This window comes from Halosolutus halophilus, assembly GCF_022869805.1.
Taxonomy (GTDB): Archaea; Halobacteriota; Halobacteria; order Halobacteriales; family Natrialbaceae; genus Halosolutus; species Halosolutus halophilus.
This window is the reverse complement of the sequence record NZ_CP094974.1, coordinates 3,585,882-3,606,870: the sequence shown is the minus strand read 5'-3', so window position 1 is coordinate 3,606,870 and position 20,989 is coordinate 3,585,882. Positions and strand designations below refer to the sequence as shown.

General features: G+C 65.5%; 17 protein-coding genes. 7 read left to right on the top strand and 10 right to left on the bottom strand.

Features of this window, described 5'->3' with window-relative positions; translation table 11 throughout:
* Positions 1–7 precede the first annotated feature (7 nt).
* The 4 genes from MUG98_RS17710 to MUG98_RS17695 all read right to left on the bottom strand — a co-directional run bounded on the left by MUG98_RS17710 (position 8) and on the right by MUG98_RS17695 (position 3,577).
* Positions 8–1,525, bottom strand: a complete 1,518-nt coding sequence (locus MUG98_RS17710; RefSeq protein WP_265108753.1) for a DUF7289 family protein — start codon at positions 1,523–1,525, stop codon at positions 8–10.
* A gap of 187 nt (positions 1,526–1,712) precedes the next feature.
* Positions 1,713–2,270, bottom strand: a complete 558-nt coding sequence (locus MUG98_RS17705) for a hypothetical protein (RefSeq protein ID WP_265108752.1) — start codon at positions 2,268–2,270, stop codon at positions 1,713–1,715.
* Positions 2,271–2,363: 93 nt separating this feature from the next.
* Positions 2,364–2,696 (bottom strand): hypothetical protein, encoded by a 333-nt coding sequence (locus tag MUG98_RS17700; protein WP_265108751.1) that lies wholly within the window; start codon positions 2,694–2,696, stop codon positions 2,364–2,366.
* On the bottom strand, positions 2,696–3,577 hold the full coding sequence (locus MUG98_RS17695) for a homoserine kinase (protein WP_265108750.1): 882 nt from the start codon (positions 3,575–3,577) through the stop codon (positions 2,696–2,698). The genes MUG98_RS17700 and MUG98_RS17695 overlap by 1 nt, the downstream gene beginning before the upstream one ends.
* A 103-nt stretch (positions 3,578–3,680) precedes the next feature.
* On the opposite strand from MUG98_RS17695, the gene MUG98_RS17690 reads away from it, so the two are divergent.
* Complete coding sequence (locus MUG98_RS17690) at positions 3,681–5,039, top strand: FAD-dependent oxidoreductase (RefSeq protein WP_265108749.1); 1,359 nt, start codon at positions 3,681–3,683, stop codon at positions 5,037–5,039.
* Positions 5,040–5,093: 54 nt separating this feature from the next.
* Here the strand turns inward: MUG98_RS17690 and MUG98_RS17685 are convergent, their stop codons facing one another.
* A complete protein-coding gene (locus MUG98_RS17685; protein ID WP_265108748.1) occupies positions 5,094–7,700 on the bottom strand; it encodes a methyl-accepting chemotaxis protein in 2,607 nt (868 codons plus the stop codon).
* Positions 7,701–7,907: 207 nt separating this feature from the next.
* Between MUG98_RS17685 and MUG98_RS17680 the strand changes: the two genes are divergently transcribed.
* Positions 7,908–9,287 carry an ABC transporter substrate-binding protein gene (locus tag MUG98_RS17680; RefSeq protein ID WP_265108747.1) on the top strand — a complete coding sequence of 460 codons (1,380 nt, stop codon included), beginning with the start codon at positions 7,908–7,910 and terminating at the stop codon, positions 9,285–9,287.
* Positions 9,288–9,301: 14 nt separating this feature from the next.
* Here the strand turns inward: MUG98_RS17680 and MUG98_RS17675 are convergent, their stop codons facing one another.
* The gene (locus MUG98_RS17675; protein ID WP_265108746.1) at positions 9,302–10,579 is read right to left on the bottom strand and encodes an MFS transporter; all 1,278 of its coding nucleotides are present in this window, start codon (positions 10,577–10,579) and stop codon (positions 9,302–9,304) included.
* A 176-nt stretch (positions 10,580–10,755) separates the two neighbouring features.
* Positions 10,756–11,358 carry a DUF6149 family protein gene (locus MUG98_RS17670; RefSeq protein WP_265108745.1) on the bottom strand — a complete coding sequence of 201 codons (603 nt, stop codon included), beginning with the start codon at positions 11,356–11,358 and terminating at the stop codon, positions 10,756–10,758.
* A 247-nt stretch (positions 11,359–11,605) separates the two neighbouring features.
* On the opposite strand from MUG98_RS17670, the gene MUG98_RS17665 reads away from it, so the two are divergent.
* Both MUG98_RS17665 and MUG98_RS17660 read left to right on the top strand, forming a co-directional pair.
* The gene (locus MUG98_RS17665) at positions 11,606–12,844 is read left to right on the top strand and encodes an NAD(P)/FAD-dependent oxidoreductase (RefSeq protein WP_265108744.1); all 1,239 of its coding nucleotides are present in this window, start codon (positions 11,606–11,608) and stop codon (positions 12,842–12,844) included.
* Positions 12,845–13,152: 308 nt separating this feature from the next.
* Positions 13,153–15,549, top strand: a complete 2,397-nt coding sequence (locus MUG98_RS17660; protein WP_265108743.1) for a methyl-accepting chemotaxis protein — start codon at positions 13,153–13,155, stop codon at positions 15,547–15,549.
* Between the two features lie 201 nt (positions 15,550–15,750).
* On the opposite strand, the gene MUG98_RS17655 is transcribed toward MUG98_RS17660, so the two are convergent.
* Positions 15,751–17,595 carry a multicopper oxidase family protein gene (locus tag MUG98_RS17655; protein ID WP_265108742.1) on the bottom strand — a complete coding sequence of 615 codons (1,845 nt, stop codon included), beginning with the start codon at positions 17,593–17,595 and terminating at the stop codon, positions 15,751–15,753.
* Positions 17,596–18,138: 543 nt separating this feature from the next.
* Here MUG98_RS17655 and MUG98_RS17650 point away from each other — a divergent pair.
* A complete protein-coding gene (locus tag MUG98_RS17650; RefSeq protein ID WP_265108741.1) occupies positions 18,139–18,372 on the top strand; it encodes a DUF7979 domain-containing protein in 234 nt (77 codons plus the stop codon).
* 70 nt (positions 18,373–18,442) lie between these two features.
* Positions 18,443–18,853, top strand: coding sequence for a DUF7124 domain-containing protein (locus MUG98_RS17645; protein ID WP_265108740.1), 411 nt, complete (start codon positions 18,443–18,445; stop codon positions 18,851–18,853).
* 76 nt (positions 18,854–18,929) lie between these two features.
* Here the strand turns inward: MUG98_RS17645 and MUG98_RS17640 are convergent, their stop codons facing one another.
* The gene (locus MUG98_RS17640; RefSeq protein WP_265108739.1) at positions 18,930–19,430 is read right to left on the bottom strand and encodes a GNAT family N-acetyltransferase; all 501 of its coding nucleotides are present in this window, start codon (positions 19,428–19,430) and stop codon (positions 18,930–18,932) included.
* Positions 19,431–19,567: 137 nt separating this feature from the next.
* Here MUG98_RS17640 and MUG98_RS17635 point away from each other — a divergent pair, with 137 nt between their 5' ends.
* Complete coding sequence (locus tag MUG98_RS17635; RefSeq protein WP_265108738.1) at positions 19,568–20,101, top strand: DUF5815 family protein; 534 nt, start codon at positions 19,568–19,570, stop codon at positions 20,099–20,101.
* A gap of 49 nt (positions 20,102–20,150) precedes the next feature.
* Here MUG98_RS17635 and panB read toward each other — a convergent pair whose 3' ends face one another.
* Complete coding sequence (gene panB / locus MUG98_RS17630) at positions 20,151–20,981, bottom strand: 3-methyl-2-oxobutanoate hydroxymethyltransferase (protein ID WP_265108737.1); 831 nt, start codon at positions 20,979–20,981, stop codon at positions 20,151–20,153.
* Positions 20,982–20,989: the final 8 nt, after the last annotated feature.

Genomic DNA, 20,989 nt, shown 5'->3' with positions numbered 1-20,989 from the left:
CCTCGGATCAGTCGTCGATCGAGAGTTCGTACGCGGTCGCATCGAGATAGCGGAGGCGCGGTCCGGGACCGGGAGCGAGGCCGACCCCGGCGATCCGATCGTCGTACCGGACCACGCCGGGTTCGATATTGTCGATCTCGACCCGTTCGGCGACGATACTCCCGTCGATCGTCGGATTGCCCTGGAGGGAGACGGTCGAATCCGGCGCGTAGAGCAGCGCCGCAATCGTCGGGTCGCCGTTCGCGGTCGTCGCGGTCCCGTCGGCGGAGAACAGCAGGCGCGTCCGGGACGGGTCGGACTCGTTCCCGATCACGGCGTTGCCGCGCGCCGAGAGGTCGCCGTCGACGTAGATCGTCAGGTCGTTCTCCCCCTCGAACCGCAACTCGTCCCGGTAGTTCGGGTCGCCGATCGAGTCGCGGACGACCACCTCGATGTCTCCCGCAGCGGTGTCGAACGTGTGGGCGTCGTCGATCGAGTCGACGCAGTACCGTCCGGGCTCGGTTACCTCGTCGGGAAGGTCCTCGAACCCCTGGTCCTCGCAGCGGTCGACGAGTTCGGCGACCCGTCCGTCGACCGACGGATACTCGTACCCGGCGTCGATCACGCTCCCGTTGACCCGATCCTCGTCGACGGCACCGGTTCGCACGTCGCCCTCGATCGGCGGTGCGTTTCGATGGATATCGATCTCGTGAGCGACGACGGCGCTGTCGACGGGATCGATCGTCCGCGGGACGGCCAGTTCGATCCGCACGCGTCCTGGCTGCCCGTCCGAACAGCGTTCGACGACGCTCCCCGGAACCGTCGCCTCGAGTTCCCGCTCCCAGCCGTCGCAGTACGCGCTCTCGATCTCGATCCGGAGGTCGCCGGTCGCGTGCCCCCGAGCGGCGTCGTGATCGGGGAGGTCGATCCTCGTCGGGGACCGCGATCGGGTCACCGAAGCGTCGATCGACCGGCCCTGGACGCCGTCTCCGGTGACGCGGACGACGGGAATCGTGAGCGTTCCGTCCCGGTAGTCGACGGCTGGGTCGGAAAGCAGGACGGTGCCGTTCCCCTCGCGTCGCCACAGTCCGCCGCCCTGGTAGGCAATCTCGGTATCGCCGTCGACGTACGCCACCGTGCCGAGCGAGGCGTCGTACAGCACCGCTTCGGAGTCGGTGACGTGCGTGACGCGCACGCGGCCGTCGTCCGGAGTCGTCTCGACGGAGCCGTGATCGAAGGGGCCGAGGGAGACGGACGACGATCGCTGCCCGGTTACGGCGGCCGTCTCCGCGGCGTGGGTGAATTCGAGCAGCGATTCCTCGGCGCGTTCGGTTTCGACCGCCGTCTCCCGCGTGTCGAGCGCGGTCGAGCCGAGGAGCACGATTCCGACGCTCGCGACCGCGACGGCTCCTACGAGCAGAACCATCCCGAGGACGTGGACCTGGCCACGGCTCCCGATCCCGGACGCCGATCCCTCCGAACTGTACTCCCCTGTCTCGTCGGATCGACGGTCGTCAGGTCGATCGCGTCGGACCACCCGCCCCATTTCGTTCGGGATTCGTGAACGTCAGTAATCGTTATAGATCGAGTTACGGGTGGTACGGACCGCGTACCGCCGTGATAGGGAACAGCTACCGTAGAAATTCGGGCGGCGTCGAGTTAGTTCGATTCCTCGATCGACGATCAAGAGGACGATTCCGACCGTCGATGAGAACTCGCTTCGAATCAGATCGTCACTCGCGATGTGGACGCCCGTTCGAATCGCCCCCGTCGGTTCCGGCGGTCCGGACGAGCGCCCCCGTGACCAGTTCGGCGACCGGATCCAGGCTCCGGCGGAGTCGGCGACCGATCAGCACGATGGGGACGAGCCCGGTGACCAGGAACCCCGCGTGATAGACCCAGGACGCGGTGAGATCGGCGATCACGGGCTCGAACGCGGGCCGAAAGCCGTGGTACGCGACGAGGACGGCGACGAACGCGGTGAGGTACTTCGCACTCGCGGCGGCGTCCGCGACGATTCGATCGGGCCCCTCGAGACTGTCCCGGACGAGTCGGTCGATCGGTGGGACGGCCGCGAGGAGGCCGGCCGCGACGAGATACGTCGCTCCGGCGAGCAGGACGGCGTCGACGGCCACCGGGAGCACCGACAGGAACCGATCGAGTCCCGGGAGGAGCGCGATCAGGCCGAGCAGGGCGAGTCCGGCCGCGACGATCAGCGTGATCCGAACGAATGGAGAAACGTGCTCGTCGTCGATGGTCGGTACTACCGACAGTGAGTCGTCGTTCGTCATCGGTATCCCGACTGTAGTTCCGTCCTAGATATAAGCCTCGTGTTCGTTGAGCCGTTTATCGGTTGCAAACGGTCGAAAACGATCGGAAACGGTTCAGTACCGACGGCGGGCGAAGACGATCGCGAGGAAGAGCAGATAGGTGCACAGCGCACCGACGCCCGCGGAGAGCACTCGAGACGGGGCGACGACGCCGCCGACGATCGCGATCAGGAGCGCGGCCGCGGTCGACGCGACCTGGACGGGTCGGCGCTCCCACACCCGGCGAACGGCGTCCGCGCGTCGAAACGCCAGGAGTTCGAAGACGACGGTGCCGACCGCGCCGAGGAACAGGAACGGGATCGAGTACTCGGCACCGGCGACGAGGGACACGCCGAGAAACGCGGCGAGGGCGAGCAGTGCGAGACCGGCGTCCGTCGGGGTCCCCATCAGTCGCGATACAGCCGCGCCCCGTCGCTGACGGCCGTCTGGTAGGCCCGACTCTCGATGCCGGCGTCGTCGAAGGCGTCGATCATCGCCGCCGCGACTCCGCGTCGATCGGCCGCGTGACAGACCGCGAGCACGCCCGGGCCGGCCCCGCTGACGGTGACGCCGGTCGCGCCGGCGTCGAGTGCCGCCTCGGAGACGGCGTCGTAGCCGTCGATGAGCGCGGCGCGTTCGGGCGTGACGACGCCGTCGTCCATCCCGCGGCCGACGAGGTCGGGGTCGTCGCGGGTCATCCCGACGGTCAGGGTGGCCGCGTTCCCGACGGTTTCGACCACGTCCGTCATCGAGGTGGTTTCGGGAACGACGTCGCGGGCGTCGCGGGTCGAAACGGTGGTTTCGGGGAGGCACACGACGACGGGGATCGACGCGTCGACCTGCGTGACGCCGTCGTCGGTGACGATCGTGAACCCGCCGAGCAGGGATGGTGCGACGTTGTCCGCGTGGGCGTCACCCGAGACGAGGGCTTCGCCTTCGGCGGCGACGGGGACGAGTTCCTCGCGCGAGAGGCCCCGATCGTAGAGTGCGTTCAGCGCGACGGCGGCCCCGGCCGCACTCGCAGCCGACGAACCCAGCCCCGACGAGGGGCGGACGCCCTTGTCGATCTCGATGTGGGCCGGGGCGTCTAAGGCATCCGCGACGGCACCGACGGTGTTCTGGTCGGGCTCTTCCGGGATGTACTGGCTGCCGGCACCGGTGACCGTAATCCGCGTTTCGGGCGCGCGTTCGACCCGAATCACGTCCGCCGGCGTCCCGAGAGCGACGCCGAAGACGTCGAAGCCACTCCCGAGGTTCGCGCTCGTCGCCGGTGCCCGCACGGAGAGCATGCCGATTTCTTCCGAGACTGCAGGCAAAAAGGTAGCGAACGACGACGACCGGCCGCGCCCCACATCCGCAACTGCAAAGAGCCACCACCGCCGTCGTCGAGACATGATCGCCGTCGTCGGTGGGACCGTCTCGGGACTCGCGGCGGCTGCCAGCCTCGCCCAGCGTGGCTACGACGTTCGCGTGTTCGAAGCGGGTGACGAACTCGGTGGCGTCGCCGGGACAGCGGCGACGAACGGTGACCCGATCGAGGCCGTCCCCTGCTCGCTGTCCCGCCCGCGAGACGAGCGGGCCTGCGCCCTGCTCGCGGATCTGGGGCTCGCGACCCACCTCGAATGGCACCCGACTCGAACCGGGCGGTACGTCGACGGGACCGTCCACCCGACGGACGCGCCGTGGGAGTTCGTCGCCCTCCCGGACCTCTCGTTCGGCGACGCCGCGCGGTTGGCGGCGCTGCGGAGCGGCGTCGACGTCAGCGGGTTCCCGCGCACGCTGCCGAACCCCGGCGCGTACGACGAGCACGACGCGTTCGTCGACGTCTCGGCTGAAAGGTTTCTCCGCGCGCACGCGTCGTCGCGCGTCTACGATCGGTTCTTCGAACCCCTCCTCGCGGCGCGGTTCGGTTCCCGCGCCTCCGAGGTCAGCGCCGCGTGGGTTCTCGATCACCTCCGGGCCGAGCGGGAGACGACCCGATTCGGCCGAGAGGTCCGGGGGTACCTCGCGGGCAGTGCCGCTCGACTCGTCGACGCGCTGGTCGAGACGATCGGTCCCGAGGGAATCCACACGAACGCGCGTGTTTCCGCCGTCGACGTCGATGGCGCGGTCGAGTCGATCGCCGTCGATCGGACCGGCGAATCGGGCACGGAGTCCTACGCCGTCGATGCCGTCGTGATCGCCACGGGGCCGGCCCAGCTGGAGGGGCTGACCGGCTACCGCTGTTCGCTCCCGATGCGAACGCGGACCTGCGTCCGGGTCTCGACGACGACGCCGCTGACCGACGTGTATCGGGTGACGATGGGAGCGGACGCGCCGTTCGACGAACTCGTCGCGCACACGGCGTTCGTGGCCGTCGACCGGTACGACGGGCACCACCAATACTACCTCCTCGACGGCGGTCGTTCCGCCGCCCGCGACCAATCGCCGGCGACGATCGAGCGCCGGTGGCTCGAGGCGCTCGGGACGTGTTTCCCGGCGTTCGACCGGACCGACCTCCGGGCAGTCGAGACGACTCGGTTCCGGCAGCCGGTGTACGAGGCCGGCTATCGGACTGCACTCGTCCCCGTCGATCTCGCCGACGAGGTGGCCGACGGCGTCTACTACGCCGGGGTCGCGAGCGCGCCACACTATCCGGAGCGACGGCTGGGCGGGGCAATCGACGCAGGACTGGCGTGTGCCGATCGGCTCGACGGGAGTTCGGAATCGCCGGATCAGACGGACGGTGCGTCTCTGACGGCGTCGGCGTGATTCGCGCCCAGCGGAGAACCCGCGGTTGCGGTGGATCGGCGGGGGCGGTCGCCGTTACTCGGCGTCACCGGGCTGGTCACCGAACGTGAACACGTCCCCGGAGGTGGCGGATTCGGCGTCGTCGGACTCGTCCGTCTCGTCTTCGGCCGTGGACGCCGCGTCGTCGGTCGCGACCTCCGATTCGTCGAGCACGTCGTCGTCGTTCACCGGCGGGAGCGGTTCGGCCTCGGTGTCCGATTCGAGCGTGAGGTCCCGCTCCTCGTCGAACGATCCGGGATCGGTAGCCGATCCGCCGGTCGACACGGTCGCACTCTCCGACCCGTCCCCGACGGTCGACGACTCCCGCTCTCGCAGGGTCGATCGATCGACGTCGGTATCGAAGCGATCGAGCGCCTCGGAGAGTTCGGCGGCCTGTCCGGAGAGCTTCGAGGCGGATTTCGTCACCTCGGTCAGTGCCGTCGTCTGCTCCTCGGCGGCGGCGGCGACGTTCTCGGCCTCCGAGGTGGTCTCCTCGGAGATCGTCGCCGCGTCGTCGACCATGGCGACGACCTCCTGGGTCGTTGCGGCCTGTTCTTCGGTCGCCGCGGAAATCTCCTGGACGCCGACGTTCGTCTCACCCGCGAGATCGGCGATCGCCTCGAGGGACTCGACGGCCTCCTGGACCTGGTCGCTGGCGGCCTCGATCCGGTCGCTCGTCCCCTCGACCTCCGCGGCGGACTGTTCGGTCCGCTTGCGGATCGCCTCCAGCCGATCTTCGGCCTCGTCGGCCGCCTCCGCGACGTCCTCGGAGAGGGTCTTGACCTCCTTCGCGACGACGGAGAACCCTTCGTCCTCCTCGGCGCCGGCGGAGCGTGAGGCCTCGATGTTGGCGTTCAGCGCCAGCATGTTGGTCTGGTGGGCGATATCGGAGATCGAGGCGATCAGTTCGTCGATCTGCTGTACCTCGTCCTCGAGTCGGCGGATCTCGGAAACCGCACCCTCCGCCTCGGTTTCGATGTCGTCCATCGCGGCGATCGCCTCCTGGGCCGCTTCCTGTCCCTCCTGGCCCGTGTTGACCGTGCGTTCGGCGATGTCCGCGACCTCGTTCGAGGAGGACGCGATCTCTTCGGTCGTCGTCGAGAGTCCGCTCATCTCCTGGTTGACCGACTGGAGCGACTCGTTCTGCCGTTCGGCCCCGTCGGAGATCTCCTGGATCGACTCGGTGACCTGCTGTGAGGCGGATCGGACCTCCTCGCTCGACGCCGTCACCTGTTCGGAGGCGGTTGCGACCTCGGATGCGAACCGGTTCAGGTCGGCCACCGTCTCCTCGATCTCGTCGAGCATCTCGTTGACGTCCGTCCCGATCTGTTCCATCACCTCGTTCTCGCTGTCGGTGTCCGCGCGGGCGGTGAGGTCGCCGGCGGCGGCGTCGCCCATCACCGCGCTGTATTCGGCGGCTTTCGCCTCGAGGTGGTCGTTGATCTTCTGGACGCGCTGGCGCTCGCGTTCGGCCTCCTCGCGGGCCGCTTCGGCTTCCTCGATCTGTTCGCGCAGCGCCACGCGCATCGAGTCGAAGCCCTGGTAGAGCCGGCCGATGTTGTCGATCCGGTCCGTCTCCAGGTCGACGTCGAGGTCGCCTGCCTCCATCCTGCCGGCCCTGTCGGTGAGCCGATCGATCGCGACGGCCGTGTTCCGACCGAGCACGGCGCCGACCATCCCGATCAGTAGCACTCCGAGAAGGGTCGCGACCGTCCCGTACTGGTCGACGGCGGTGACGAACCCGTACGCCTCGGCGGTCGGTTCGTGGGTGACGACGACCCAGTCGGTGCCGAGCACGCGGGCCGAACTGACGACGTGTTCCTCGTCCGTGAAGCCGTAGCTCCCGTCGCCGTCGTCGATCGCCGTGGCGGTCGACCCGTCGATCTGCATCGTGGTCGAGCCGTTCGTTCGCGCCGACTGGAGGATCTCGTCGTTGCCGCCGTACGCGTGGCCGAGCGTCGCGTGGTCCTCGCCGTAGCCGGCGTTGTCCAGCATGACCTCGTCGTCGCCGTCGAGCACCATCGTCGTGACGTGCTCGTCTTCGTCGAGCCGCGTCGCGTAGGCCTCGAGATCGGCGGTATAGACGATCGTCCGGTTCCGGTCGTCGGGCGTCTGCATGACGTACGTGATGACGGCCGTCTCCTGCCCGAATTCGCTCTCGGTCGTGTATGCCTTGGAGACCCAGGGGACGTCCTGACCGGCTTCGTCGTGGGCCTCGACCGGTACGCCTTCGATCCGATCGATCGGCTGTCGACGGAGGGCATCGTCGGTGCTCGCGAGCACGGTCCCGTTTTCGGTATCGACGTAGGAGATCGAGAAGATGTCCACGTCCTGATGTTCCTCCCACTCGAGGAACCGTTCCTGGATCCGCGCCGGATCGTCACTCGCGACGGCGTCGGACCTGGCGAGGCTTCCGATCGTGTGTTCGTTTTGCTCGTTCCACATCTGCAGATTCTGTGCTTCCTGGCCGGCGAAAGAGGCGTGGTCGTTCTGGACCCGCTCTTCTACTTCGTTAGTTATTCCGGCGGTCGCGACGAACCCGATCAATCCGACCGACAGCCCGAGTAAGAGCAACGCGATTCCGAACTTGACCGCGTATCTGCGTCGGATGGCCGCCGGTACCAGTCGTCGGACGGAGCCCATTGATAGTCCACGGAGGACGTTACCGGCACATAAATTGTCAGCCGCGATTATCGCTATTGATACTGATCTATCGTGAGTGAGACGCCCGATCGGTTGAACCGATCTCTCCGGCCGAATTTTCGGAGTTGATCGGGCGAGGACGATCGAGGTTGTCAATGGTTCCCGTCCACAAACGTTAAGAATTTTAGGTCGAAACGACCGTGCAGAATGAACGACAGTTGCAGTGGGACCGGGACGAAATGCCCCGACGGCGGCCGAGCAAGCGGGCTGAACCGCCGCCAACTCCTCAGGACGACGGCCGGGGGTGCGACGGTCGCGTCGCTCGCCGGCTGTCTCGACACGTACGGGACGATCGCGGGCAACGACGACGACGACGGCCCGGTCACGATCGGCGTCCTCGCTCCCGAACCCGAGAGCGACTTCATCGGCCGATCGATCGAACACGCGGCGACGGTCGCGGTGGACGAACTCAACGAGGCCGGTGGCATCAATGGCCGCGACGTCGAGCGGGTCGTCGTCGACACCAAGGCCAGTCCGCTCGAGGCCAGGCGCAAGTACCAGGAACTGATCCTCGATCACGGTGCCGACGTGACCGTCGGCGTGTTCGCCAGCGAGGCGCTGATGAACATCATGGACGACATCGCCGAACAGGAGACGCTCCATCTCACCTCGGGGGCCGCGACGGCGGCCGCGAGTGCCCTGGTGAGCGAGACCCGGCCCGGCAACTACGAGGATTACAAGTACCACTTCCGGGTCGGCCCCGTCAACAACTACGACCTCGGGCAGGTCCAGATCGACTTCCTCCAGGACATGGGGGCGGATATCGGCTGGGACTCGATCGCCGTCCTCGTCGAGGACTACGAGTGGACGGAAGGGCCGTGGGAGGTCTACCAGAACCAGCTCGGCGACATCGACGAGGTGGAGATCGCCGTCGAAGAGCGGTATCCCCCCGCGACGGAGGACTTCTCGGACATCTACGAGCGGGTCGCAGCGAACGAGGCCGACGTGGCCTTCATCTCGACCGCCCACACCGGGACCGACGCGTTGCTCGACTGGGCGTATCCCAATCGCCCGGACGTCCCGCCCCGCCCGCAACCGTTCGCGTTCGGCGGCATCCACGTCCCGATGCAGATTCCGGCCTACTGGAACGAGACGAACGGGCTGTGCAGGTACGGCGTCAGTTATACCAGCGCAACGGCACAGAGCGAGATTACCCCCAAAACCCAGGGCTTCATCCAGGCGTACCAGGACGCGTACGGCACCAATCCCGTCTACACCGGCTACATCACCTACGACGCGATCAAACTGTTCGCCCACGTCGCCAACGGGGCCGGGACGGTCGACTCCGAGAAACTGGTCCCGGAACTCGAATCCGCCGAGTACACCGGCGTCACCGGGACCATCGAGTTCTACGACCACGATCACGAGTTCGCTCACGACGTCATCTACGGGCCCGACAACGTGCAGGCGGTCTTCTTCCAGTGGCAGGCAGACGAGAACGGCGACGGTGGCTCACAGGAAGTTATCTGGCCCGAAGACCAGGTGACGACCGAAACCGGGTACCTCGAACCGCACTGGCTCGCGTGAGCGGGTCCCGCGATTCAGTCGTCGACGTCGGTCCGTCTCTCCGGCGCGTGCCCGGTCACGAGATACCGATCGAGTCCGGCGACCAGTCCGATCGAGAGGAGGCCGCCGGCGACCGCGAACCCGGCGATCAGCAGGAAAAACGCCGCCAGCGGAAGTCCCCCGAGGACGAAGCCGCCGATCGCGATGCTCGCCGAGCCGAGACCGAACTCCCCGAGATACGTAAAGCCGTAGGAGAGTCCGCGGCTGTCCGGTGGGGTATAGACCGCGACGGCGTTCTGGTAGAACGGCTGGATCGCGAAGAGGAAGAAGCCGAAGACGCCACAGAGGGCGGCGATCGCACCCAGTCCCAGCCCGGTCACGGGGACGAACGCGACGGCGAGGACCGCGAGGATCCCGAAGATCGCAGCCAGTCCGCGGGCGGGCGCGACGCGGTTCGTCAGTTTGCCGCCGGCGTACTGGCCCGCCATCCCGACGACCAGCAGGCCGACGTAGATGTAGTCGGCCGGTTCGATCCCCTCGAGGCCGGCCGGCAGTTCGAGCGCGTCCATCGCGGGGAGGCCGTGGAGGATCTCGGGGAGGTAGGTGAGCATCCCCCGGTAGTACAGCCCCTCGAAGGTGACGATGACGAAGACGATCGCGAAGGCGCTCGCGAACAGCGCCCGGGAGTCGCCGACCAGGCCCGACAGGGAGAGCGCCTCGTCGGGGCCGGCGTCGGCGTCGTCTTCGACCGCCGCAGCGGGATCGAATTCCGCGGAGAGTCCGTAGAGGACCGCCACCAGCCCGGGAAGCGCGAGCAGGGCGGCGACGAGTTGCCAGTCGAGGACGATCAACAGGGTCGCAGCGGCGAACGGACCGAGCGCGATGCCGGCGTTGCCGGCGATGCCGTGCCAGGCGAAGACGGTGCCCCGATCCTCGACGCCGGTGCTGATGAGCGCCAGGCCGGCCGGATGGTAGATGCTGGCGGCGACGCCCCACAGGAGCAGGCCGACGGCGATCGCGTAGATCGACGTGCCGATCGAGAGGACGAGGAACGCACCGCTCATGCCCGCGAGACACCCCAGGATGAGTCGTTTCGTGCCGAACCGATCGGCGAGGATCCCGCCGGGAAGCGCCCCGAGGCCGAACGGGGCGTAACCGAGCGCGACGACGAGGCCGAAGAGCGCCACGCTGACGTCGAATTCGGCGAGCCAGACGACGAGAAAGATCGGGATCGACGTCTCGAACCAGTGGACCAGCGCGTGGCCGGCCATCGTAAAGCCCGCGATCGAGCGATCGTTCGCGTTCAGTGCCATACTCGGTCGTTGCTGAGACCGCGAGGCCCCGCCCACTTAGCCTCCTCGAAACGAGCGCGGTCGGGACAGCGCGGTGAACAGTTCGTGGTGGCGATTCGAACCGATCGACGCGCCGCGACGACCGGTCTCGGACGGTGCATCGATGACGACGGGACCGATCGGGACACTGGTACCGATCAGTCGTCTTCTGGCTCGGGCGTCTCGTCGTCGACGCCGACGGCCTGCGTGACGTCGACGTCGTCGGGTTCGTCCTGGCCGCCGACGATCAGGTCGCCGTCCGCGGTCTCGACGTAGACGTCGTCCGCGAATCCGCCCTCGGCGTACGGATGTTCGGGTGTTTCGAGTTTTTCGGGGGTCGAGGGTGCCGCGGGAAGCCCCTCCGGCGGCGCGAACTGGCCGAGCGGATCGTCGATCGTGATCTCCCACGTCTCGAAGAAGTCCCGGTAGCGGTCGTAGTGATCGTCGAGTTCGTCGGCGGGGAACTCCATCATCTCGGTCCAGCCGTGGTTGTAGAAGTCGAAGTTGGCCTGGACGTGGGTAATCTCGCGAGCCTCGGCCTCGGAGTACCCCTCCTGGAGCGCACGGAGGTAGGTGTCCATCGTCGCGTCGAAGAAGGCGTCGAGGCGATCGGTGCGTTCGTCGGCGTGGTCCGGATCGGCCTTCTTCGTGAATATTTTCGTGTGAAGGCGGACCAACCCCGACCTGGTGACCGATCGGACGCCCGGAATCTCGAGGGCCTTCCGCGAGGCGAAGTGACGCGCGTTCTGGCGGATCTTCATGGACCCACTTAGGGAATCGCTCCACAAGAACGGTTCGGAGGGGGCGAAGGGCGCTGCACCCGGGCCGATCGGGGACACGACGGGCCACGGGAGCGATCGGTCGGAACGCCCGTCATATATCGGGGTCGAAGTTTCGATCGTGGAGACAAACTCGCCTGCTGGCGGACAATCGTTGGCACAGTTCAGCCAGACGGGAAAATGAACGAGATAGCAACCCACTTTAACCCGCATTACGAACGGTCACGGTATGACCCAGTACGTGATCATCGGTGACGGGATCTCGGGCAGTTCGGCTGCCGAGACCCTCCGGGAGGAAGACCCGGAGTCTTCGATTACCGTCATCACCGATGAGGGGGAGGCTCTGTACAATCGGATTCTCATCAAGGAGCACGCGAAAGGAAAGCTCCCGGAGGCCCCCATCTCGATACACGACGAGGAGTGGTACGAGGAACGCGACATCCACCTCTCGCTCAACACCCACGTGACGAGCGTCGACACGGACGCGAAGACGATCCACACGCACGCGGGTGACGACATCTCCTACGACAAACTGCTGATCGCGACCGGCGGGACGCCGACACAGCTTCCGGTCGACAACAGCGACGCCGACGGAATCCACCACTTCTGGACGTTCCAGGACGCACGGAAGATTCGCGAGAGCGCCGAGGCGGCGGACCGGGCGGTCATCGTCGGCGCCGGACTGCTCGGGATCGACTTCGCCGCCGTCTGTGGCTCCCAGGGCGTCGAGGGCAAGTACCTCATGCGCGGCGATCGCTGGTGGCGGTACGCCCTCTCGGAAGACGGTGCCGAGATCATGCACGAGGGCATGCGCGAGAAGGGCGTCGAACCCGTCTTCGACAGCGGCGTCGATCACTTCGAGACCGACGACGACGGCCACGTCACCGCCGCCGTCGATCCGAACGGCGATCGCTACGCGTGTGACTTCGCCGGCGTCGCGATCGGCCTGACGTTCAACACCGAGTACCTCCGCGGTGCAGGAATCAAGCAGAACAACGGGATCGTCGTCGACGAGTACATGCAGACCAACGTCGACGACGTCTACGCCGCCGGCGACATCACGCGGTTCTACGACGTTCTGCTCGGCGAACAGGCCCAGAACGGCTCCTGGGGGTCGGCCAAGGAACAGGGCCGAATCGCTGCCGTCAACATGGCAGCGGACGACGAAGCCGAGGCGTTCCAGTGGGTGTCCTCGTACTCGATCACCCACTTCGACTTCCCCTTCCTCTCTTTCGGTCACCCGACCCTCGGCGACGACCACGCCGAACGCCGGTACAGCGACACCGAGTGGCGTCGCATCGCGTTCAAGGACGGCAAGGTGGTCGGCGGCGTCCTCATCGGCGACCTCTCGCCCCAGAGCAAACTCAAGCAACTGATGCGCGAACAGCGCATCGTCGCCGACCAGAAAGAGGTACTGCTCGAGGAAAGCGTCGATCTCGACGAACTCGCACCGTCCCAGGAGCAGTAGCGATCGCCGCCCGTTCTCGACGCGACGTCTCGATTCAGTACGCACATCACGAATCGCAGCACTCTCGACGCGCGTTTCGAAATCGTCTTCGCGACGCCGGCTTCACTTTCGGACCGTCGATTCTACAGTGGTGTCAGTTCCGCGCTCCATCTGGAGGCGGAGCGCATTCCTCGAGAAACGGCCGGAATCATTATAAACGGGCACTCGAAGGGCAATCAACCGATCCCGGTAGCACATATATAATGTGTCCTGACTTCTCTACTGAAGCACAATTCTCTTAATTGATTACTGTGTTGTTGGGGCTGGATATGGACGCTGATATTTTCGAGTCACCATCGAGGGCAATCCGAAGTCGCTTCTCACGGAAACTGGCCGTCCTGTTTTTGTTCGTCCTGCTGCTCATCGCGAGTATCGGAGGCGTCATCTACATACAAACGGGAGCGGCACTCCAGGAGAGCACCGAGCAGGAGATGAAGCAGTCGACCGTGCTTCAATCGAACACCGTCGGAAAGTGGGTCGATCAGACGCGAGAGCGAACGCGATACCTCTCGGAATCTGATCGCGTCGCCAGTGGGGACCTCTCGGACATTGAGGCGTATCTTCGAGACGAACACAAGGAGATGTCGGCCCCTGTCGCAGCGATTCACTACTACGATACGGCCGAGAACGAGGTGCTCGCCAGTACGGAAGAGGGGGCCACAGACGTCGATTATCGTGACGTAGGCACCGAATGGGCGGTCCAGGGCATCGCGTCCGAAAACGAGCGTCACACCACCATTACGCATCCGTACGAGGATCCATCGACGGCGACGAGATCGGTCGCGTTCGTCAGCCAGGTGCCGGACGACCCCGAGCGAGCGATCGTCCTGATCGTCGACCTTGAAGCCCAGACGCAGCAACTCGAACGACCGTCCACGGCGGATGGATCGTTCACGCACATCGTCGACAACCGGGGGACGGTCGTGATGAGCCACCACACCGAGGACATCAACACCCAGAACATGGGTTCCGACGACGAATTCGGGGTGGACTCGATGGCCGTCGAACGCGGCCTCGACGGTGAGACGGGCTACATGGAAATGGAACTGGACCACGGGCACGGCGAACAGATGGCGATGGGATTCACGAGGGTCCCCGATACGGACTGGGTGATCATGACGCACGTCCCCGCCGATTCGGCCTACACGCTGCAAAGCGAGATCGAAACCTCCGTAATCGCTCTGGTCGTCCTTTCGTTGCTCGGACTCACCACCGTGGGCGTCGTCATCGGGCGGAATACGACCCGTCCGATCGAACAACTGGCCAGACGGGCGTCCGAACTCGAAACGGGGAACCTCGAGACGGAACTGGAGACGAACCGGACGGACGAAATCGGGCAACTGTACGACGCGTTCGACAGTATGCGAACCTCCTTGCGCGAACGCATGCAGGAGGTGGAGGACGCCCGTGCCCGGGCCGATCGTCTCAACACCCATCTGGAGGAAAAAGCCGACGAGTACGCCGACGTGATGCAAACGTGCGGAGAGGGCGATCTCACGCAGCGAATGGATCCCGAGAGCCAGAGCGAGGCGATGACCGAAATCGCCGTCGAGTTCAATCAGATGGTCTCGGAGATCGAAGGGACGGTCGATCGAGTATCGCGATTCGCAAACGAGGTCGCTGCCTCGAGCGAACAGGTCACCGCGAGCACGGAGGAGGTTCACTCGGCGAGCGTCCAGGTGACGGAGTCGATTCAGGAGATCTCCGACGGTGCCGAGCGGCAGAGCGAAAACTTACAGACCGTCAACAAGGAGATGAACGATCTGTCGACGACGACCGAACAGATCGCCGCCTCTTCGAATAACCTCGCCGACCTCGCGGCGAAGACGGCACAGACCGGCAAGGAGGGCCAACAGGTCGCGAGCGAAATCATCGAGGAGATGAACGAGGTCGAGGCCGACTCCGAGCGAACCATCGACGCGATCGAATCGCTCGAGGACGAAATCGCTCAGATCGACGAACTGGTCGAATTCATCACCAAGGTGGCCAAGCAGACGAATATGCTGGCCCTGAACGCCAACATCGAGGCCACTCGATCGGTCGACTCCGGGGACGGGTTCTCGGCCGTCGCAGAGGAAGTCAAGGAACTCGCCGAAGAAACGAAGGAGGCGACCGAAGACATCGAATCGCGAATCGAGGAACTCAAAACGGAGACCGATCGCACTGCCAGCGAGGTCCGACAGACGAGCGACCGAATCGCACGCCATCGACAGGCCGTCGAGAATACCGTGGACGTCCTCGAAGAGATCGCGGAGTACGCGAACAAAACGAGCGACGGCGTTCAGGAAATCTCTGCGGCCACCCAACAGCAGGCGGCGTCGACCCAGGAAGTCGTCTCGATGGTCGACCAGGCGGCGACGATCGCCAAAGCAACCACCGAAGAGGCCGAAACCGTCGCGGCCGCCGGCGAAGAACAGACCACCGCACTGACCGAGGTTTCCCGATCCATCGATACCCTCTCACAGCAGGCCTCGGAGCTGTACTCGAAACTCGACGAGTTCGAAACCGAGGTCGATCCCGAGAACGCGACCGACGGCGATGCAGCGTCGACGCCGTCGTCCAGCGTCGACGCGTTCTCGTTCGTCGATCCGGCCGACTCTTCGAACGAAACTGACGATCGAGACGCGGAGCCACGAGACACCGGATCGGGCGGTGGAACCCGGTAGCTCGCCGGAAAACCTGCTCGTTTCGGCGGCAATGCCACGTGTTGCCGAACCATTCTCGGGCGCACCCCTCTGCTCCCATTTCCCGTCGACTGCGTACGATACGGTTCGCCGATCGAGCCCCGTCGTCGACAGCACTGCAGGAAAAGAAACCGAACTCGAGACGGCTACGACGGCGATCCGGTTCGCGCGGGACGATCGGAGTTAGCGGTCCGGTCCGTAACCGAGGCTACGATCGCGACCTCGGCCCCGGTTGTCGTGGCCGTTCCCGGGCCGGTCGTCAGCACCGTTACCGCTGACGACTTCGAAGGGTCGCATCATCTCGTGTTCCTCGTGCTCGAGGATGTGACAGTGGTAGGGATATCGACCGGTGTAGCCGTCGAACTTGACGGCGATACGGACGGTCTCGCCCGGATTCACGCGGACGGTGTCTATGCCGCCGCGTTCGTTGGGCAGTGGCCCTTCGGGGTCGTGCCCTTCGGCGTGGTGTTCGCGCTCGATGACCTCGAACTCGACCAGATGCAGGTGGATCGGGTGGGTGTGGTCGTCGTCGTTTTTGAGCTCCCAGATCTCGGTCGAGCCGAGCTGCGGTTTGAACTCCACGGGGTCGCCCCAGCGCTCCTCGTTGAGCGTGTGGATCATGTTCATGTTGTCGTCCATGCCCATGTGCATGGTGACTTGGCGCGTCTCCGTGGCAGCGCTCGGGTCCGGCCCATTTCGGTTCGGGAGCGACAGCTCGGTCGGGTCGACGCTAGTGTCCGTTCCCTCGGCTTCGTCGGCCACCCGGAACTGCATGATCTGGTGGATCTCCGGGTGGTCCATGTTCATCCCCCCCGTTCCACCGTCCTCCTCGTGACCGCTGTCTCCGTGCCCGCCGCCGTACGGGAATTCGGCGTCGTTGGTCACGGTGAACGTCTGGCCGGCGTAGTCCGAGAAGTCGACGACGAGTTCGGCGCGCTCGAACGGAGCGATCACCAGCGATTCCATGTCGCCGTGAGGGCCGATGGGAACGACGTCCTCGAGGAAGCCGTGGCCGGCTGAAATCTGGTGGAGCGTCGGGACGTCGCCGTGATGGCCGTCGTCATCGTCGTGATGACCGTCGTCCTCCGGTTCGCCCTCGACGAGGCCGAGATCGTAGGCTCGGCCGTTGGAGACGTTGATGACGTGGAACCGGTACTTGCGCGGTTCGACCTCCATGTACGGGTACGCCGCGCCGTTGACGGTTGGCGTGTCCCCGGCGACGTTCGCCATGAACATGCCCGGGTAGTAGAGTTCGCCGTCGTTCGTGAACGAGCGGTCCGCCAGAACGAGCGGGACGTCGTACTCGCCGTCCGGCAGCCCGAGGTGCTCCTCCTGCTTGCTTTTGATCCGGTAGGGACCCACCAGCCCGGCGTAATTGTTGAGACGGGAAATACCACGAGCGTGGTCGTGGTACATCGTGGTCAGTCTGTCCTGTCGGTTCGGAACTTCCTGAACAGGTCCGTCGAATCGCGGGCCCTCGACCCCGTCGGGAGAGGTCCACATCTCGGCCTGACCGTCGTCGCCCGGCGGGATCTTGAGCCCGTGGAAGTGCGTGACCGTCCTGACTTCCGGGACGGGTCCGTCGTAGTTGACGTAGTTCTCCGTAGTCGTTCCCTTGATCTGCTCGTCGACGTTGAACAGGTGATCGTCGGGCATCTCGCTGTTGTCGAACTCGATCGCGAGCCGCTGGCCCTTGCGGGCCGAGAGGATCGGCCCTGGGAACTGCCCGTCGAATCCCCAGATCGTCGTGTCCGGGAGATCCGGGTGGAAGCTGTGCTGGGTCTCCTGGACCGGGATGTTGTGATAATCGGCCCCGCGTCGCTTTCCGTCGGGGGTCCGCTCCTCGGGGACCGTCAGCTCGTGGCTGTACTTCTCGAGCTCCGGCGAGGAGTGCTCGTTGTAGGAGGGGCCCATATCGCCCATACCGCCGTCGTGACCCTCTTCCGCCGTCGCGTTCGACGAGGCGACCCCGGCGAGTCCGAGTGCGGCACTGGCTCGCAGCAAGCGACGCCTCGATACGTCGAACATTAGCGCCAGCGCCCTCCGTTTTCGGTTCGGGGTAGTAGCACGTCTCCACCATCGCCAGTTACCGGTCGTTTCCGTGGGGGTAACATGACTAACACATTCAGGGTTAATTATAATTAAACCTTATGGCAGAATTTGGTCGCACTACTCGGCCATAGATCGTCGTTCCAGTACCTGTTGTGCCGTTATACGCATATCCATCACTCTAAGGTCTTATGATAAGTTACCGAATCAATATATTTGCGTTGCACGGAGAGACACGGGTATCGTCGATGCTGCTGATCGCGTACGCGCCAGACCAGCAGGGGACCACGTCGTCCGAGACTGCTTCGTCCAGCGGCGTTCGGCCCGGGTCCTCGCGGTCGAACTCCGTCTCCTCGTTCGCTCCCGGTTCGGTTCGTCGCCCGACGCTTGCGATACCCCACCGACGGGAGCGATCGGGGGCGGTTCGCGACTGCAGTCGGTGGGTGCCTGCCGGCCGACGCGAACTGCCAGCGGACCGCCACGCAGCGGAACGTTTAAGCTGATAGTTGCCATTTGCTACCAATGAACATGGCCACCAGTGAACTCTCCGGACCCGGTCGGACGCTGCAGCTCCGACCGGTAGCGACAGCCGACGCGGACGCGACCGTTCGACACGTCGATCAACTCGACGAAGAGACGCTGGCGGCCGTCTGGAACGCGATCGAAACCGATCGATCGCTGCCGGCTGCCGGGACCGATCTGGAGCGTGGCGAGGTCGTCGTCTTCACCGACTACTACCGCGTCGATCGCGTCTAGGGAGGCTGCCGCCCCGGTCGAGGTGAGAGGTATCGAAGCCGTTTTCCCCGGTGCCCGTTTTCTGTGACCTATGAACGGGGATAGCGACATGACGCTGGCGTTCGAGCTCGAAGCGCTGAAAGAGCTCGCTTCGCCGGAGACCGTCTTCGAGGACGCCAGAAGCTGGACCGAGTACATCGGCGTCGTCTCCGAGAAACCGACCTACGTCGTCACCAACTTCACCCGCAAGAACCGCATCCGTCAGGACTTCTTCTCCGGGCCCCGCGGGAAACAGGAGAGCCTCGAGGGCGTCAAAGGACAGTTCGACACCGACCGACACGTCTTCGTCGGCGTGGACGACGAGGACGAACAACTCGCCGAGACGGTCGGCTGGGAGTACCTCTCGATCGAGGACGCCGCCGAGGCGGCCGACTGGACGCTGGCCGCGAGCGTCGAAACGGAAGACGAGGACACCGAACCGGTCCGGGACGACTGGCCCTGACGAGGCCGACGCTTCGGAGACGATCGTCACGACCCTTCTTCGCGGGGTTCGAACGAACTCCCTGGCGCCGCCGCGATCACGCGAGATTCTTGCGCATCTCGACGACGGTCCCCTCGACGCCGTCGTGGAACTCGTGGACGTGCTCGGTCACCCGCCGGTACCCCATCGATTCGTAAAACGGGACCGCGTTGCGGGACACCCAGAGCCCGAGCGATTCGACCGCCAGGTTCCTCGCGTGCGCCTCGAGCGCGTCGTAGAGTCGGGATCCGACGCCGCTCCGCGCGACCGATGGGGGGACGTAGACGGCGGTGATATCGCCGTCGACCGGCCGCTCGAAGCAGTCGTCGGCATCGGGTTGCAGCCAGCCGAAGCCGACGACGCGATCGTCGGCCGCCGCGACGACGAAGTACGTCTCCGGCGTCTCGATCGGGTACGCGTCCGGCGATCGATCGTGAGCCCACGCCTCGACCTGCCGCTCGTCGTACGCCTCGCCGCCGAACCCCTCGATCGACGCGAGGTGCACGTCGCGAACGGCCCGCCGATCGGTCGGGACCGCCTCGCGAACCGTCACGTCCATGGCCCATCGTATGCGGACTCGCCGGCGTAATACTCCCCCCGCTCGCGGCGGCCGGATCGACGAGCATCGATCGTCCGTAATCGATCACGCGGTCTCGAGTCGTCGCCCTTATGGCCGCGCCGGCCGAATTCGAACCGATGGCAGAACCCCGCGTCCCCGGCCCCCGCGACGACGAACTCGAGTTGCCCTGCGGGGAGACCCTCGACCCGCACGCGATCGACCTCGGGATGCGCGAGTACACCTGTTCCTGTGGCGACGTTCACGCGGTCGTCACCGACGTCCACCCGCCCTCCCGCTTCTTCCCGGAGTCGCTCGTCGCCGTCCTCCAGGAGACGATCGACACCGCCGACGAGTTCGAGGAGTTCGGCACCCCGCACCTCATGGGCGTCGTCATGGAGGAGTTCCCCGAGAAGGTCGCCGTCCACGACGCCAGCGACGACGGCGCGGTCGGCTACGCGATGCTGTGGGCGACGGACTTCGACTCGCGGCGACTCCACGAGATCGTCGTCGAACTCGTCGTCGAACTGATGGAACACGCGATCAGCCACGCCGAGGACGACGCCGCGATCACCGAGTTCGAGTCCCAGATGCTCGAGTTCGACGTGAGCGAGTTCGTCGAGCAGTACCGCCGCCGGCGCGAGTTCGAGACCGAGCACGATCGGCCGGTGTAGCGAAATCGCGGGGCGGCGCTCTATCTCGTTCGTAGTGAGCGACAACCGATCATTCGGCGTCGATCGGCTCGTAGGCGTTCTCGCTGGTCGGGAACGTGCCGGATTCGACGTCCGCCACGTAGGACTCGACGGCCTCCCGAATCACCGAGTCGAGGTCGGCGTACTGTTTGGAGAGGCTGTACCCCTCCCCGCCGAGACCGAGTACGTCCGTGATGACGAGTACTTGACCGTCGACGTACCGGCCGGCGCCGATCCCGATGGTCGGGACGTCCACGGCCTCGGTGATCCGCTTGGCGACGGCCTCCGTGACGCCCTCGAGGACCAGCGAGAAGATTCCAGCTTCTTCCAGTCGCTCGGCGGTGTCGACGAGTTCGTCGGCGAACGCCGAATCCGGTCCCTCGCGGCCCTGAATAACCGCTCCACCGAGTTCGTTCATCCGCTGGGGCGTGAGGCCGAGGTGGCCCTGGACCGGAATTCCGAGTTCGGTGAGTCGGTCGACGATTTCGATCGTCGTCTCGCCAGCGGGTGCGGTCTCGAGTTTGACCGCGTCGGCACCCGCCTCCTGAAGGAACCGACTGGCGTTTTCGACGCTCTCCTCTACGGACGCCCCGTACGAACCGAACGGCATGTCGCCGACGATCATCGCGTCCTCGGTGCCGCGGACGACGGACGCGGTGTTCGACAGTTGTTCGTCCATCGTCACCGGAATCGTATCCTCGTACCCCATGTGGTTGTGACCGGCGCTATCGCCGACGAGTATCATGTCCACGCCGCCTTCGTCGACGAGTTTTCCGATGGGAGCGTCGTACGCGGTGAGCATCGTCAGCGGTTCGTCGTCGCGGTACTTCCGCTCGAGGTCGCGGATCGTTGTTCGACCCATGGCTCGAC